This is a genomic window from Aeromonas rivuli (genome assembly GCF_000820045.1).
Classification (GTDB): Bacteria; Pseudomonadota; Gammaproteobacteria; order Enterobacterales; family Aeromonadaceae; genus Aeromonas; species Aeromonas rivuli.
The window spans coordinates 418,749-434,118 of record NZ_CDBJ01000027.1 but is presented as its reverse complement, the minus strand read 5'-3'; the positions used below and the strand labels follow the sequence as shown (position 1 = coordinate 434,118).

The following is a 15,370-nucleotide window of genomic DNA, read 5'->3' as shown; positions in this document are numbered from 1 at the left end:
GCACCGGCGAGCCGCCTCCTTTGATTATACGAGGGTGCGCGACCTTGCGGCCTTGCACCCGGTGATGGCATCGGGAAGGATGCCTGATCAATCAGTTAGCGACTATGTTGAGCAGCTTGCCCGGGATATAGACAATCTTGCGCACCGTCAGGCCGTCGATGAACTTCTGCACGCTGGCATCATTCATGGCCTGGCGCTCGATCTCGGCCTGACTGATGTCGGCGGGCACCGTCAGCTTGCCGCGCATCTTGCCGTTGATCTGCACGACGACCAGCTTCTCGGTCTCGACCATGGCGGCCTCGTCGGCCACCGGCCAGACGGCGTGGTCCACATCGTCACCCTTGCCCAGCATCTTCCACAGCTCGAAGCCGATGTGCGGGGTGATGGGGTAGAGCATGACCACCACGGCTTCCAGCGCTTCTTGCATCAGGGCGCGGTCTTGCGCATCCGAACCCAGCTTGGCCAGGTTGTTCATCAGTTCCATGATGGCGGCGATGGCGGTGTTGAAGGTCTGGCGGCGACCCACGTCATCGCTCACCTTCTTGATGGTCTTGTGCAGTTCACGGCGCACCGCTTTCTGATCGCCGGTCAGGGCGGCCAGGTCCAGCGCAGGCACGGCACCGGCCGAGACGTGTTCGAAGGTGAGGCGCCACAGACGACGCAGGAAGCGCTGGGCCCCTTCGACGCCGGAGTCGGACCACTCCAGGGTCATGTCGGCCGGGGAGGCGAACATCATGAACAGACGGACGGTATCGGCGCCGTAACGCTCCACCATCAGTTGCGGGTCTATGCCGTTGTTCTTGGACTTGGACATCTTGGTCATGCCGGAGTGGATCACTTCGCGGCCTTCCAGATCGACGGCCTTGGTGATGCGGCCCTTCTCGTCACGCTCGAGCTTGACCTCGGTCGGGCTGACCCAGACGTTGCCGCCCTTCTCGTCCTTGTAGTAGAAGGCGTCGGCCAGCACCATGCCCTGGCAGAGCAGGCGCTTGAACGGCTCACTGCTGTTGACCAGGCCCGCATCGCGCAGCAGCTTGTGGAAGAAGCGGGCGTAGAGCAGGTGCATACAGGCGTGTTCGATACCGCCGATGTACTGATCCACCGGCAGCCAGTGGTTGGCGGCAGCGGGATCCAGCATGCCCTTGTCGTAGTCCGGGGAGCAGTAACGGGCGTAATACCAGGAGGACTCCATGAAGGTGTCGAAGGTATCGGTCTCGCGGAACGCTTCCTGGCCGTTGTAAGTGGTCTTGGCCCAGTCGGCATCGGCCTTGATCGGGCTCTGGATGCCGTCCATCACCACGTCTTCGGGCAGCAGTACCGGCAGTTGATCTTCCGGGGTCGGCACCACGGTGCCGTCGGCCAGAGTCAGCATGGGGATGGGGGCACCCCAGTAGCGCTGACGGGAGACACCCCAGTCGCGCAGGCGGAAGTTGACGGTGCGTTTGCCGCGGCCCAGCGCCTCGAGCTTGTTGGAGATGGCATCGAAGGCGGCCTGGAATTCGAGGCCGTCGAACTCGCCGGAATTGAACAGCACACCCTTGTCGGTGTAAGCGGCGTCGCTCACATCCACCTCGCCATCGGCAGGCTTGATGACCGCCTTGATGTCGAGGCCATATTTGGTGGCAAATTCATGGTCGCGCAGATCGTGGCCGGGGACCGCCATGACGGCGCCGGTGCCATAGTTCATCAGTACGAAGTTGGCGACCCAGACCGGCACCTTATGGCCGCTCAGAGGGTGAATGGCGTACAGACCGGTGGCCATGCCCTTCTTCTCCATGGTCGCCATCTCGGCTTCGGCCACCTTGGTGTGCTTGCACTCTTCGATGAAGGCGGCCAGTTCCGGATTGGTGGCAGCAGCTTGCAGGGCAAGCGGGTGACCGGCCGCGATACCAACGTAAGTCACGCCCATCAGGGTGTCGGGACGGGTGGTATAGATGTCGAAGGAGGCATCGCTATCGGCGACCTGGAAGGTCATGTTGACCCCTTCGGAGCGGCCAATCCAGTTGCGCTGCATGGTCTTGACCATCTCGGGCCAGCCATCCAGGTTCTCTATATCGTCCAGCAGCTCCTGGGCATAGTCGGTGATCTTGATGAACCACTGGGGGATCTCTTTCTGCTCCACCGGGGTGTCACAACGCCAGCAGCAGTTGTCGATCACCTGCTCGTTGGCGAGCACCGTCTGATCGTTCGGGCACCAGTTGACCGAGGAGGTCTTCTTGTAGACCAGGCCCTTCTCATGGAGCTTGGTGAAGAACCACTGCTCCCAGCGGTAGTAATCCGGCTTGCAGGTGGCCAGCTCCCTGTCCCAGTCATAGCCCAGACCCAGCATTTTGAGCTGGTTCTTCATGTATTCGATGTTTTCATAGGTCCAGGGGGCCGGCGCCGTGTTGTTCTTGATGGCGGCGTTTTCGGCGGGCAGACCGAAGGCATCCCAACCGATGGGTTGCAGCACGTTCTTGCCATTGAGCCGTTGATAACGGGAGATCACATCACCTATGGTGTAGTTACGCACGTGCCCCATGTGTAGACGACCAGACGGATAAGGGAACATGGAGAGGCAGTAGAACTTCTCTTTGTCTACTTTCTCCACTGCCTTGAAGGTTTTCTTGGCATCCCAGTGCTGTTGCACTGCTGGTTCTATGGACTGGGGAACGTATTGCTCTTGCATTTGGTGACATCCGGATCTGTGAAATGGGTAGATAAATCGGCTGGGAAATCCCGATAGAATACCCATATCCTGCGGCGGCAACAACCGTCAGCGTCCCGGGTTATCAGTCGGGCAAAGCATCCATCCGTCATTCGAGAGGAGTAATGCCATGGACAAACGTCGAAAAGGTTATGAGGCCTTCATCGCCCAGCTCAGGCAGCAGTGGGAGGAGACGGAAGCCTTTCAGGGCGAGCGCCTCAATCGCATGATTGCCAAGGTACAGGCTTATATGGAAGCCGCCGGTGACCTGACCCAGGATGAGCTGGCCCTGATCGCCGAATACGTGAAGCGGGATCTGGGCAACTTTGAGGCCGGTCGGGCCGAGGCACCGGAGTCGGCCTTCATGCTGGCGCTCAAAGATACCGCCTGGTCCTGGCTCGCCGATGTGACCGACCGATCCCAGGTGGAATGGCAGGAGCTGGCCGACGAACTGGAGCACAAGGGCGTTTATCGTGTTGGTGATTGGGTCGGCCTCGGGGTGGTGGTGTGCGAGGATTGTGAGTGGCGCCATACGGTGCTTCATCCGCAGCAGCTCGGCCCCTGCCCGGAATGCGGGGCGAGCGAGTTCCATCGCGAGCCCCTCTCGCCCTGAGAGTCCGCATATCCCAGACATAGAAGAAGGCGCCCTTTGGGGCGCCTTCTTCATTTATCGTTCGGCTATCACAGTTCACGAGCCCAGGGGTGGGCGCGGGGTCTCAGCACCAGGGCCAGCCCCAGCCCCAGGGCGCAGAACGCGTAGAGGGGCCAGCTGCCAAAGCGGTGATAGGGAGTCTGACCATGGGCGGGACGCACTTCACTGCGCAGCACCTTGGCTTCGAACTGCGGGATCTGGCCTGTGATGCTGCCATCGATCTCGGTGGTGATGGTGATGCCGTTGTTGGTGGCACGCAGCAGCGGGCGAGCCAGTTCCAGGGCGCGCATGCGAGCGATCTCCATGTGCTGCCAGGGACCTATGCTGCTGCCAAACCAGGCGTCATTGGAGACGGTCAGCAAGAAGTCGGTGTCCGGCTGGACGGTGCGGCGCAGCTCCTCCGGGAAGATGATTTCGTAGCAGATGGCCGCTGCCAGCTTGAACCCCTTGGCGATCAAATTGGGTTGCACCTCATCCCCTGGGCTGAAGGAGGACATGGGCAAATTGAAGAAGGGGGCTATGGGGCGCAACCAATCTTCGAACGGCACATATTCGCCAATGGGCAGCAGATGATACTTGTTGAAGCGGTTCTCATGCTCATAGTGGTAGCTCTGCTTGCCGTCCGCATCCTGTACCCCCATGCCGAGCACCACGTTATAGAAACGCTGCTGCTTGGTGTCGTAGTTGATGATACCGGCCAGCAGGGCGGTATCATTGATCTTCATCGCCTTGTCCAGGCTCTCCAGATAGTTGCCCATCTCTTTTTCGAGTGCTGGAATGGCGGATTCCGGCCAGATGATGATGTCGGCATCCTGGTTGTCGCGGCTGAGATCCTGATAGGTGCGAATGGTGGGCACCAGAGCCTCGGGATCCCACTTGAGAGACTGGGCTATGTTGCCCTGCACCAGCGCCACCTTGACCGGCTCGCCCCGGGTCACCCAATTGAGCTGCATCAATCCATGGGCGCTGGCGACCAGGGCGACCGGCAACAGCAGCCAGGCCGGTTTGCGACTCTGCCACAGCAGCCAGAGGGCTGAGGTACAGAGCAACAGCGCGAGGGTGATGCCCTGCACCCCGAGGATGGGGGCAAAACCCTTGAGGGGGCCATCAATCTGGCTGTAGCCAAACCAGAGCCAGGGGTAGCCGGTCATCACCCAGCCGCGCAGCCAGTCGGCGATGAGCCAGAGCGCCGGGAAGGCGAGCAGCCAGCGGCTCCAGTGGCGGGCGGTGAAGAAGCGGGCGAACAGCCAGCAGGCCAGGGTCGGGTAGAGGGACAGATAAGCCGCCAGTGCGGTTAATAGCAGGAAGGCCGCTGGCAGGGGGATGCCACCAAACTCCGTCATGCTGACATGGATCCACCACTGCCCCGGCAGGAACATCCCCATGGCGTAACCAAAACCGCGCCAGGCGGCTTGTCTGGGGTTGGCCTTGTCCAGCAGGGCATAGAGGCCAAGCAGGGAGGGGACAACCACGGGCCAGTAACCGAAGGGCGAGAAGGCCAGCACGGCGAGGGCGCCACAGGCAAAGGCACAGAGGCTTGTCAGGAGTTTTGATTTCACGGGTAATTGGGGCTCAAATTGGGCTTCAATGATATTGGCCGCTATCTTAACCCGTAATGGCGGGCAACGGCGAGCCCGGGGGCTCGGCATTGACCGATCGCCAACGAAAACGCCCCGCGGTGCGGGGCGTTTTTTACAGTCAGCCAGGGCAGAGTGCGCCGGCTTACTGGGTCTCGGATTGTGCCGCGATATGATTTTCGGGGATCCTGACCTGCAACTGCTGCAGACGACGACGGTCGGCGTGCATCACCTTGAACAGATAGCCATCGAGCTCTATCTCTTCCCCTTTCTTGGGCAGGTGACTGAAGGCGTGCATCACCAGGCCGCCCACCGTATCCACCTCTTCATCGCTGAACTGGGTGCCGAAATAGTCGTTGAAATCTTCTATCTCGGTGAGGGCGCTGACCGCGAAGACCCGCTTGCTGATGCGGCGGATCTCATCGGGTTCGTTGTCGTCATCGTCGAACTCGTCATCTATCTCGCCGACGATGAGCTCGAGAATGTCTTCTATGGTCACCAGACCCGAGACACCGCCGAACTCGTCCACCACTATGGCCATGTGGTAGCGCTCCTCACGGAACTCCTTGAGCAGACGGTCGACCCGCTTGCTCTCGGGTACTATCACGGTCGGGCGCAGGATGTTTTCGAGCTGCAGGGGCTCGCTGGCGTGGTGAGAGCCAAAACCGAATGGCAGCAGATCCTTGGCGAGCAAGATGCCCTCCACATGATCCTTGTCTTCGTTGATCACCGGAAAACGGGAGTGACCAGATTCTATGATGACAGGCAGCAGTTCATCCACGGATTGGGATTTTTCGATGGTCACCATCTGGGAGCGGGGGATCATGATATCGCGCACGCGCAGCTCGGCAATTTCGAGCACACCTTCAATCATGTCCTTGGTGTCCTGGTCGATGAGGTCGCGCTCTTCGGCGTCGGCAATCACATCTACCAAATCATTGCGGTCTCTTGGCTCGCCCTGGAAGAGTTGGCTGAGTTTATCGAGCCAGGTTTTCTTCGGCGAGCCGGTACTAGGGTGATCGTCGGTCATGATGTCTCTTGATTACTCATTAAAGGGTCAGCGACCCGAATAGGTCAGGCCCGAAGGCCTGCGTCGTCAACGGGGTTGACGTCAGTCGCCGTTATGCTCGTCACCGAGTATATCGTCCTGATAAGGATCTGGGAAACCGAGCTCGGCCATGATGTCGCGCTCAAGCCCCTCCATCTCTTCGGCTTCCTCATCCTCGATATGGTCATAACCTAGCAGATGCAGACTGCCGTGCACAACCATATGGGCCCAGTGGGCTTCCAGGGTTTTACCTTGCTCTGCGGCCTCGCGCTCCACCACCTGACGACAGATAACGAGATCGCCGAGCAGGGGCAGCTCCATGCCTGGTGGAGCCTCAAACGGGAAGGAGAGCACATTGGTGGGCTTCTCCATGCCGCGATAGGTGTGGTTGAGCTGCTGGCTCTCGGCCTCATCGACGATGCGGACCGTCACCTCGGCCTCTGGCTGGAAGCCGAGGATGGTGCCCTCCAGCCAGCCTTGCAGCTGGGCTGCACTCGGCAGACCCGTCTCTTGCTCAGAGGCCAGTTGCAGATCCAGGGTCAGGCTCATTGGGCGCTCTCTTGTTTGGCGTTGGCTCTATTGGGTTTGGCAGTGGCGGACTCGGCCTGCGCGGCGTCGAACGCCTCGTAGGCTTGCACTATGCGGGCCACCACCGGGTGGCGCACCACGTCTTTGGATTCGAAGAAGTTGAACGACAGGCCATCGACCCCCTGCAGCACCTCCAGCGCGTGGCGCAGGCCGGACTTGGTGCTGCGCGGCAGATCCACCTGGGTGATGTCACCGGTCACCACCGCCTTGGAGTTGAAGCCGATGCGGGTCAGGAACATCTTCATCTGCTCGGTGGTGGTGTTCTGGGCCTCGTCGAGGATGATAAAGGCATCATTCAATGTTCTTCCGCGCATATAGGCGAGGGGCGCCACCTCGATGATGTTGCGCTCGATCAGCTTCTCCACCCGCTCGAAGCCCAGCATCTCGAACAGGGCGTCGTAGAGCGGACGCAGGTAGGGGTCCACCTTCTGGGAGAGATCCCCCGGCAGGAAGCCGAGCTTCTCCCCCGCCTCCACCGCCGGGCGGGTCAGCAGGATGCGGCGGATCTCCTGGCGCTCCAGGGCGTCCACCGCCGCGGCCACGGCGAGATAGGTCTTGCCGGTACCGGCCGGGCCAATACCGAAGCTGATGTCGTGGCGCACTATGTTGGCGATGTACTGCGCCTGATTGGGGCTGCGGGGCTTGATGAGGCCGCGCTTGGTCTTGACCGTCACCTCCTTGCCATGGGGCTGGCTCGGGGTCTCCTCATCTTCCTGCTCCAGCACTCGGGACTCCTGCACCGTCAGGTGCACCATCTCGGGGGTAATGTCGGTCACCTTGCCCCCCTTGAGCGCCTGGGTCTCCACATAGAGATGCTTGAGGATGACGGCGGCGGCATCCACCTGGGCCTGTTTGCCGAGCAGCTGGAAGTGGTTGTCACGGTAGCTGATTTCGACGCCGAGGCGGCGCTCCAACTGTTTGATGTTGTCATCGAAGGGGCCGCACAGGCTGGCGAGACGCAGGTTGTCGGCGGGTTCCAGGTGCAGGTTCAGGGTCGAGATGTGTCGGCTCAAGGTGTCCTCGTATCGGCTGTTCCCCCCGCCCTCGGGAGGGGGAAGAAAATTAGTGGGGCCTGAAGGCGGCGACGCCCAGTTCATTGGGCAGGTTGTCGGGCCGACGGGCCAGGATGTCACTCGGCGCGGTGGCGATGCGCAGATTCATTTCGTCCTCGCCGCGGATGAAGCGGCCACGCAGGGAGTAGGGGCGCACGTCGGTGATCTCCACGTCGGCGAAGCCGCCGATGAGGCGGTGCGGCCCCTCGAAGTTGACCACCCGGTTGTTCTCGGTGCGGCCACTGAGCTGCATGGGATCCATCTTGGAGGGGCCCTCCACCAGGATGCGCTGCACCGAGCCCAGCATGGCGCGGCCGATGAGCATGGACTGGTGATTGATCTGGTTCTGCAGGCGGGTGAGGCGGGCCTTCTTCACCTCCATGTCGACGTCGTCCGGCAGATCGGCGGCCGGGGTGCCGGGGCGCGGGCTGTAGATGAAACTGAAGCTCATGTCGAAGTTGATCTCCTCGATGAGCTTCATGGTGGCCTCGAAATCCTCGTCCGTCTCGTTCGGGAAGCCGACGATGAAGTCGGAACTCATGGTGATGTCGGGACGGGCGGCGCGCAGGCGGCGGATCTTGGACTTGTACTCCAGCACTGTGTGCGGGCGCTTCATCATGGTCAGGATGCGATCCGAGCCGCTCTGCACCGGCAGGTGCAGGAAGCTGACCACTTCCGGCGTGTCCTTGTAGACCTCGATGATGTCGTCGGTGAACTCGATGGGATGGCTGGTGGTGTAGCGAATGCGGTCGATGCCGTCGATGGCGGCCACCAGGCGCAGTAGCTCGGCGAAGGTGCAGTCATTGCCATCGAAGGTCGGGCCCCGGTAGGCGTTGACGTTCTGACCGAGCAGGTTCACCTCGCGCACCCCCTGCTGGGCGAGCTGGGCGATTTCGTAGAGCACGTCGTCGAGCGGTCGGCTCACCTCCTCGCCGCGGGTGTAGGGCACCACGCAGAAGGAGCAGTATTTGGAACAACCTTCCATGATGGAGACGAAGGCGCTGGCTCCCTCGGCACGGGGTTCCGGCAGGTTGTCGAACTTCTCGATCTCGGGGAAGGCGATGTCCACCTGGGCACCACGCCCCTCCTGGACCTGCTTGATCATGGCGGGCAGGCGGTGCAGGGTCTGGGGACCGAACACGATGTCCACATAGGGCGCACGTTGGCGCAGGGCTTCCCCTTCCTGGGAGGCGACACAGCCACCTACGCCGATCACCAGTCCCGGTTTTTTCAGCTTGAGCTTCTTCCAGCGACCGAGCTGGTGGAACACCTTCTCCTGGGCCTTTTCACGGATGGAGCAGGTATTGAGCAGCAGGACGTCTGCCTCCTCGGGCTCTTCGGTCAGCGTGTAGCCATTGCTGGCGTCCAACAGGTCGGCCATCTTGGACGAGTCGTACTCGTTCATCTGGCAGCCCCAGGTCTTGATGTGAAGTTTCTTGCTCATTGCTACTCTTGACGGTTTTTGGCTGTTTCTAAAATTTGACAGGGTCAAACGACCGAGCATTTTACTCCGCAATGGGGACGCTGACCAGTTAATATCCAGCTGGCACCAGGCTTGGCGTGATGGAACTTGCCCTGTTGCCATGACCGGGCCCTGGCGAGCCAGGTCACTGCTTGCCACCGCATCTTGGGGTATCATGGCCACAGCGACGCTTGGCCGGTTGCCAAGCCTTTGTCACAGAGCCCACCCTCGTCGGTTGGCGCCGCGCCTCTGGGCGCCCGTTTTCAGGAAGCACCCATGTTTGCAAAGTTAGATGTCCCCAGCCAACGGCCCAATGACGCCGATGTGATCATCGTTGGGGCCGGCATGGTGGGCGCCGCCATCGCCTGTCTGCTGGCGAGTCAGGGGCGCTCGGTGCGGCTCATCGAGACGCGCCTGCCCGAACCGTTCAGCCCAGAACAGCCATTGGACTTGCGAGTCTCCGCCATCAGCCAGGCTTCGGTGGCGCTGCTGGACAAGGCCGGTGCCTGGCAACACCTGCAACAGATGCGGCTGTGCCCCTACCGCCGCTTGGAGACCTGGGAGCAAGCGGGTTGCGCGACCCGTTTCTCGGCCGAGGAGCTGGGCCTGCCCCAGCTCGGTTACATCATAGAGAACCGCCTCATCCAGCTCGCTCTGCTGCGCCGCATCGAGGATTTTGCGAACATCCAGACCCATACCCCGGCGGCGGTGCAGAGTCTGCAGCAGAACGGTGATCACGCCACCTTGCTGCTCGATGATGGTACCGAGTTGCAGGCCAGCTGGGTGCTGGCCTGCGACGGTGCCGAGTCCCTCACCCGGCGCCTGGCCGGGATAGGTGTGTCGCGCTTCGAGTACCGCCAGCACTGCATGCTGATCAATATCGATACCGAGTTCGAGCAGGAAGATATCACTTGGCAGCAGTTCACCCCGAGTGGCCCGCGCGCCTTCCTGCCGCTGCCGGGTCAGCACGGCTCCCTGGTCTGGTATGACAGCCCGGCCCGGATCCGCGCCCTGTCGGCCCTGGATAACGAGGCCCTGGCCGCCGAGGTGCGTCAGCACTTCCCGACCCGGCTCGGCGGTTTCAGGGTGACCGGCAAGGGCAGCTTCCCGCTGGTACGCCGTCATGCCAACGACTATCACGCCGGGCGGGTGGTGCTGCTCGGCGATGCCGCCCACACCATCAATCCGCTGGCGGGTCAGGGGGTCAACCTCGGCTTCAAGGACGTGGCCTGCTGGAGTGAACTGCTAGAGGCGGCGGGAGACAATTGGCAAGATCCTGCCTTGGCAAGGCGTTATGAGCGGCGCAGGCGCCCGGACAATATGTTGATGCAGTCGGGGATGGATCTCTTCTACGCGGCCTTTAGCAACGACATAGGGCCGCTGCGCCTGGCGCGCAATCTGGCTCTCAATCTGGCCGACAAGGCGGGCCCCCTCAAGGAGATGGCGCTACGCTACGCACTGGGGCTGGTGTAGGCCACTCGTTCACATCTGGAGACGCAACCATGACAGACAAGGCACTGCTGGTCATCGATTTCATCAAGGATCTCGCCCACCCGGATGGCAAGATAGCGGCCTCTGCCCGCCACGTGCAGGAGCAAGACGCCATCACTCATGCCAATCAGGCACTGAAATATGCCCGGGCCCATGGTTGGCTGGTGATCCAGGTCAAGGTAGGTTTTGAGGCCAACTATCATGTCCAGCCCAAGGGCTCCCCCATGTTTGGCCGCGCGCAGGCGTTTGGTGCCCTCTGCCTCGATGGCGAGGGGTGCGAGTTTCACCCGGAGCTTGATGTGCAACCGACCGATCTGGTGATGGAGAAGCCAAGGGTCAGTCCCTTCTATGGCACTCTGCTTGAGCCTGCCCTGCGGGCCAATCGCATCGAACATCTCTACCTGTGCGGGCTGAGCAGCAGCTGGGCCATCCAGGCCGCGGCGCGGGATGGCCATGACAGGGATTACCGCATCACCATTTTGGAAGATGCCTGCGCCGCGGCGGATGCCAACGAGCACCATGCATCCTTGCGGATGCTGAGCCGCATCGCCGAGGTCATCAAGGTCGAACAGCTAACGGCGGATGGGCAAGGCTAACGCCTCTGGGCGGCTTTCGCTCATAACAGAAGGCCGATCCTCATGCTCGGCCTTCTGTTTTTGCGGGTGGGCATGAGGGCAACTGCACCTACCGGGATTGCTGGGCTGCCCGGTAGAGGGTCCACTCTTCCATGACGGTGCCATCTGGCAGATGGCAATATCCCACTGTCCCCCCCGCTTCTTCTTCTTCTTCTTCTTCCATGACTAACTTGCCATCCTGCTCGGTGCAATAGACCGAGGCTGGATTGGCCATGCCTATCTTGGCTGGTGTGGGTGCAGGGCCCTGCTGGGCGCAGCCCGCCAGGGTCAGCAAGGGGAGCAGGGGCAGGGCGTTGTGCCATCTCAATTTCATATCAAACCTCTTGGCAGTGTCAGTGTCGCAGACGATACACCCAGGCTTGGCCGGGTCGCAACTCAGGCATCCCCGGATCTCGTCACTGATCCCGGGCGCTGTGGTGCCATGGTCGTCATCATTTTCAAGAAGTTATCCCGGATGGGATCATGGAAACCCGGGTTCCACACCAGGCTTATCTCCCATGCGGAGTGGGGACCCGAGAGGGGATAGAGGGTCACATTGGGGCCAGCGATGAAGCTGACACTCCTCGGTAATATCGCATTGCCGATGCCGGCGGCGACCAGGGCCACCAGGGTCTGGATATCTTCCGCCTCTTGAATGGTACCTGTCAGCCGATTGGCGCCGAGGAAGCTGGCAATCTGCTGGCTCAGGCCCGGACAGCGATGCCCCACCATCTGCAGCAGCGGTTGCCGAGTCAGCGCCTGTTCCACATCCAGCCCGGTAGCGTCACCCTGAATGCTTTGGGTGGGCACCGCCAGTACCAGCCGATCGGTCAGCAATGGGATCTCGTGAAGCTGTTCACGTTGAGGGCGGCGCATGAAGCCGAGTTGCAATTGCCCCGACAGCAGTTGTTCATGCTGGACGGCCGAGGGCATGTCCCGCAGATGGACAAGCACTTCGGGGGCGTGCTGGCGAAAGCGAGCGACCAGAGTTGGCGCCAGTTCGAAGCTCGACAGGCCGAAGCCAATATTGAGCCGTCCGGCGATGCCGCTGGCCAATGCCAGGGCGTGGCGCTCGAATCCCTGTCCATGCTCGACCAGGGCGCGGGCCTGGACGAGCAACTGGGCGCCGATGGCGGTTAACGCTGCCCCGTGGCGACCGCGATTGAACAGGCTGGCCCCCAGCATCAGCTCCAGCCCCTGGATCTGCTTGGTCAGGGCCGGTTGCGTGATGAAGAGGCGTGCCGCTGCCTCCCGGTAGTTGGCGCTCTGGGCCAGGGTCACGAAGGCTTGTAGCTGTTTGAGGTCGAATTTCATTCCGTTTGATTATCGAATGTTGAGTTTTATTGATTATAAATTATCTATTGCCCTTGTTCTAATGGTCTCGAAACGGGCCTGTTGTCCGTCACGCTGCCCAGAGGGAAGAGACCATGAGCACAGAAACGTATCTGTTATTACGCAAAGAAGGGACTGTGATCGCTCAGCCCCTGGCGGCCCCGGAGACGGGAGAGCTGCTGGTCAGTCTGTTGCAACAGGGATTTGTGCTGGATCCCCGGCAGATCCTGGCGGGCAACAGTCGACAGGCGTTGGCCTGCCATGAACAGGAGATAGGGGAGCTGCCCGGCATTCAGGGCACCCCCAGGGCGGGACGCCCGTCATGACCGGGCTCACGTTGCAGGCGGCGGCGCTGCTGCTCGACATGGACGGTACCCTGGTTCACTCCACCACCGAAGTGGAGACGGTGTGGCGGCTATGGTGTCGACGCCACCGGCTCGACCCCGACCCCATCCTGGCCGCCTGTCATGGGGTGCGATCCTTTGAGGTGATCCAGGCCCTGGCGCCCGACCTGGATCTGGCCCGGGAGATAGCCCTGCTCGATGAGATGGAGATCCAGCATACAGGGGCCGCCGAACCGCTGGCGGGTTGTCGCGCCGTCTTGCAGGGGCTACCCATGACCCGCTGGGCGCTGGTGACCTCGGCCAGCCGTCGGGTGGCCTTGCACCGTCTGGCCTCGGCGGGTTTGCCCGTGCCGCTGCAACTGATTGGTGCCGCCGAGGTAGCCAGAGGCAAGCCGGATCCCGAACCCTATCTGCTGGGAGCCAAGAGCCTGGGAGTGGCGCCTGCCGACTGCCTGGTGTTTGAGGATGCGCTGGCTGGAATACAGAGTGCTATCAGAGCGGGTTGCCGGGTCGTGCAGATCGGTGGAGATCGCGCGCTCGATCCTGCGGTGGCGGCCCGAGTGCGGGATTGGCGGCAGATAAAGGTGACAGAGCAAGAGGGAGGGCTGGCGATCAGCCTGCACGCTGACAGCAGCTGGTGGTAGTGCACATCCTGCCAAAGCGAGTGTTCGCCGCTGCAGAGATCGGCTTGGGGAGACGATGGACAGTGGCAAGCGGTTGATGCAGAAGGGGGCCCATGGGATGGGCACAGAGTCCGATGAGAATGGGTTGTGAGCCCCCTCATGGGAGGGGGCGGTGGATCTCAACCAAAGACGCGGAAGCGCTCGGCATCATCCATAAAGGTCTTGTCGCCGGCGGGCTGCTCTATGCTGCCAAAGGGCATCTGGGCACGCAGCAGCCAGCTGGCGGGGAGCTCCCAACGCTGATGAACCTGATCGTCAATGATCGGGTTGTAGTGTTGCAGTGAGGCGCCAATGCCTTCCTGGGCCAGGGCGCTCCAGACTGCAAACTGGGCTATGCCGGTGGCATGTTCGGACCAGATGGGGAAGTTGTCGGCATAGAGGGCGAACTTCTGCTGCAGCTCCTTGATGACGGCGGTGTCTTCGAAGAAGAGCACAGTGCCAAACCCTGCACGGAAACTGCCGTTGATTTTGTTTTCCGTCTGGGGGAAGGCCTCGGTGGGAACGAGTTTGCGCAGCGTCTCCTTCGTCAGGTCCCAGAGGGCGTGGTGCTGATCACCAAAGAGAATGACCACCCGGGAACTTTGGGAGTTGAACGAAGAGGGACTCTGCTTGACCGCCTCTTGAATGAGGGCGGTCAACGCGTCCTGACTGTGGGAAACCTTGTCCCCGAGTGCATAGATGGTGCGGCGTACTTTCATCAGTTCGATAAATGAATTGCTCATAACCTCTCCTTGCGTAACGAAAATGCGTGGTTCAACGGCATGGCGGACCCAAGGGCCAAGCTGGCCTCGTGCGCAGCCAGTGTAGCGCCGCCATCAAGCTCTTCCTAGCCCATCCATCCATAGCGTTTGGAGATCCCGCAGGTTCAGGTCATGCCCGACTGGGCCCCTTACCGACAGGAGTTGACCGATGACGAATGACGTCAGGGAGGGGATGCAGGATGAGCTGGCAGGCGTTATCGAGAACTATTCATGACAATTCAAAGAGTTAAACGATGACCCATTCAGGCTCAGTCAAGCTTTGTCGTCTGGAAGGGGGAGGGGCTATGGCGCGCGTTACCGACTCTCATCATAGTGCAGGGGAAAATTAATCAGCTGGACAGGAGTATCCCATGGGAATGAACAGACAGACGCTGCGTTCCTTGGCGTTGTTGGGGCCTCTGTTGTTGGCCTGGCTGCCGGCGCAGGCCTCCGAGACGGTCAATACCATACTCGGCGGTGGTGTCGGTGGCGTGGCGGGGACCATGCTTGGCAAGCAGCTTGGTGGTGATACCGGTGCCCTGGTTGGCGCGGCCCTGGGGGGCGCGGCAGGTGGTGCCGCGACTGCCAATCGCGGTAACAAGAACGAAGCCGCCATCGGCGGCGCCGTGGGGGCCCTGGGTGGGGCGGCCATCGGCAAGAGCCTGAGCGGTGATACCGGTCAGTTGATCGGTGCAGGCATAGGTGGTGCCGGTGGTTCGGCTATTGGCGCCCGCACCGGGGACGGTCACGAATCCCGTGATGATGACAGGGGCGGTCGCCGCTACGATGGACGTCGCTATCATGACGATCGCCATTATCACCACCACAAGCACAAGAAAAAATATTACAAGAAGCACCGCAAACACGGATGGCATGACGACGACTGATCTCATTCGTGTGCCGAGCAAAGGATCAGTGACAAGCATGCCAGTCTGTCAGACTGGCATGCTTGATTGCATTCTGTCTGCGGTATGCGGGCCGTGGCATGTCCGGCCTGTTGATCCATCGCCCTCCCTGGAAGAGAGACGAACAAGAGAATGGCAACAACATCAGTCATATTAATTTTTTAGAAATATAAAGGAGTTAGCTTAGCCGGACCTC

Annotated in this window: 15 protein-coding genes; 6 read left to right on the top strand and 9 right to left on the bottom strand. The window is 61.1% G+C overall.

Annotated elements, in window-relative coordinates; translation table 11 throughout:
• Positions 1–91: 91 nt before the first annotated feature.
• Entirely contained in the window at positions 92–2,668 is a 2,577-nt protein-coding gene (gene leuS, locus BN1130_RS06275; RefSeq protein WP_042040906.1) for a leucine--tRNA ligase, read from the bottom strand.
• A 148-nt stretch (positions 2,669–2,816) separates the two neighbouring features.
• On the opposite strand from leuS, the gene BN1130_RS06270 reads away from it, so the two are divergent.
• Positions 2,817–3,299, top strand: a complete 483-nt coding sequence (locus tag BN1130_RS06270; RefSeq protein ID WP_042040905.1) for a zinc ribbon-containing protein — start codon at positions 2,817–2,819, stop codon at positions 3,297–3,299.
• Between the two features lie 68 nt (positions 3,300–3,367).
• On the opposite strand, the gene lnt is transcribed toward BN1130_RS06270, so the two are convergent.
• The 5 genes from lnt to miaB form a co-directional block, all read right to left on the bottom strand.
• Positions 3,368–4,897, bottom strand: a complete 1,530-nt coding sequence (lnt, locus tag BN1130_RS06265) for an apolipoprotein N-acyltransferase (protein ID WP_042040904.1) — start codon at positions 4,895–4,897, stop codon at positions 3,368–3,370.
• Between the two features lie 163 nt (positions 4,898–5,060).
• Positions 5,061–5,945 (bottom strand): CNNM family magnesium/cobalt transport protein CorC, encoded by an 885-nt coding sequence (gene corC / locus BN1130_RS06260; protein ID WP_042040903.1) that lies wholly within the window; start codon positions 5,943–5,945, stop codon positions 5,061–5,063.
• 81 nt (positions 5,946–6,026) lie between these two features.
• Positions 6,027–6,512 (bottom strand): rRNA maturation RNase YbeY, encoded by a 486-nt coding sequence (gene ybeY, locus BN1130_RS06255; protein WP_042040902.1) that lies wholly within the window; start codon positions 6,510–6,512, stop codon positions 6,027–6,029.
• Positions 6,509–7,564 (bottom strand): PhoH family protein, encoded by a 1,056-nt coding sequence (locus tag BN1130_RS06250; protein ID WP_042040901.1) that lies wholly within the window; start codon positions 7,562–7,564, stop codon positions 6,509–6,511. Before BN1130_RS06250 ends, ybeY begins: the two co-directional genes overlap by 4 nt.
• 49 nt (positions 7,565–7,613) lie before the next feature.
• Positions 7,614–9,047, bottom strand: a complete 1,434-nt coding sequence (miaB, locus tag BN1130_RS06245) for a tRNA (N6-isopentenyl adenosine(37)-C2)-methylthiotransferase MiaB (protein WP_042040900.1) — start codon at positions 9,045–9,047, stop codon at positions 7,614–7,616.
• A 294-nt stretch (positions 9,048–9,341) separates the two neighbouring features.
• Here miaB and BN1130_RS06240 point away from each other — a divergent pair, with 294 nt between their 5' ends.
• Together BN1130_RS06240 and BN1130_RS06235 are read left to right on the top strand one after the other, a co-directional pair.
• Positions 9,342–10,538, top strand: a complete 1,197-nt coding sequence (locus BN1130_RS06240; RefSeq protein WP_042040899.1) for an FAD-dependent monooxygenase — start codon at positions 9,342–9,344, stop codon at positions 10,536–10,538.
• A gap of 29 nt (positions 10,539–10,567) precedes the next feature.
• Entirely contained in the window at positions 10,568–11,152 is a 585-nt protein-coding gene (locus BN1130_RS06235) for a cysteine hydrolase family protein (RefSeq protein ID WP_042040898.1), read from the top strand.
• 88 nt (positions 11,153–11,240) lie between these two features.
• On the opposite strand, the gene BN1130_RS06230 is transcribed toward BN1130_RS06235, so the two are convergent.
• Together BN1130_RS06230 and BN1130_RS06225 are read right to left on the bottom strand one after the other, a co-directional pair.
• A complete protein-coding gene (locus BN1130_RS06230; RefSeq protein WP_042040897.1) occupies positions 11,241–11,504 on the bottom strand; it encodes a putative hemolysin in 264 nt (87 codons plus the stop codon).
• Between the two features lie 62 nt (positions 11,505–11,566).
• A complete protein-coding gene (locus BN1130_RS06225; RefSeq protein WP_042040896.1) occupies positions 11,567–12,484 on the bottom strand; it encodes a LysR family transcriptional regulator in 918 nt (305 codons plus the stop codon).
• Positions 12,485–12,597: 113 nt separating this feature from the next.
• On the opposite strand from BN1130_RS06225, the gene BN1130_RS06220 reads away from it, so the two are divergent.
• Both BN1130_RS06220 and BN1130_RS06215 read left to right on the top strand, forming a co-directional pair.
• Entirely contained in the window at positions 12,598–12,828 is a 231-nt protein-coding gene (locus BN1130_RS06220; RefSeq protein WP_042040895.1) for a hypothetical protein, read from the top strand.
• A complete protein-coding gene (locus BN1130_RS06215; protein WP_042040894.1) occupies positions 12,825–13,490 on the top strand; it encodes an HAD-IA family hydrolase in 666 nt (221 codons plus the stop codon). The genes BN1130_RS06220 and BN1130_RS06215 overlap by 4 nt, the downstream gene beginning before the upstream one ends.
• 158 nt (positions 13,491–13,648) lie before the next feature.
• On the opposite strand, the gene BN1130_RS06210 is transcribed toward BN1130_RS06215, so the two are convergent.
• Positions 13,649–14,251, bottom strand: a complete 603-nt coding sequence (locus BN1130_RS06210; protein ID WP_042040893.1) for a nitroreductase family protein — start codon at positions 14,249–14,251, stop codon at positions 13,649–13,651.
• 389 nt (positions 14,252–14,640) lie between these two features.
• Here BN1130_RS06210 and BN1130_RS06205 point away from each other — a divergent pair, with 389 nt between their 5' ends.
• The gene (locus tag BN1130_RS06205) at positions 14,641–15,156 is read left to right on the top strand and encodes a YMGG-like glycine zipper-containing protein (protein ID WP_042040892.1); all 516 of its coding nucleotides are present in this window, start codon (positions 14,641–14,643) and stop codon (positions 15,154–15,156) included.
• Positions 15,157–15,370: the final 214 nt, after the last annotated feature.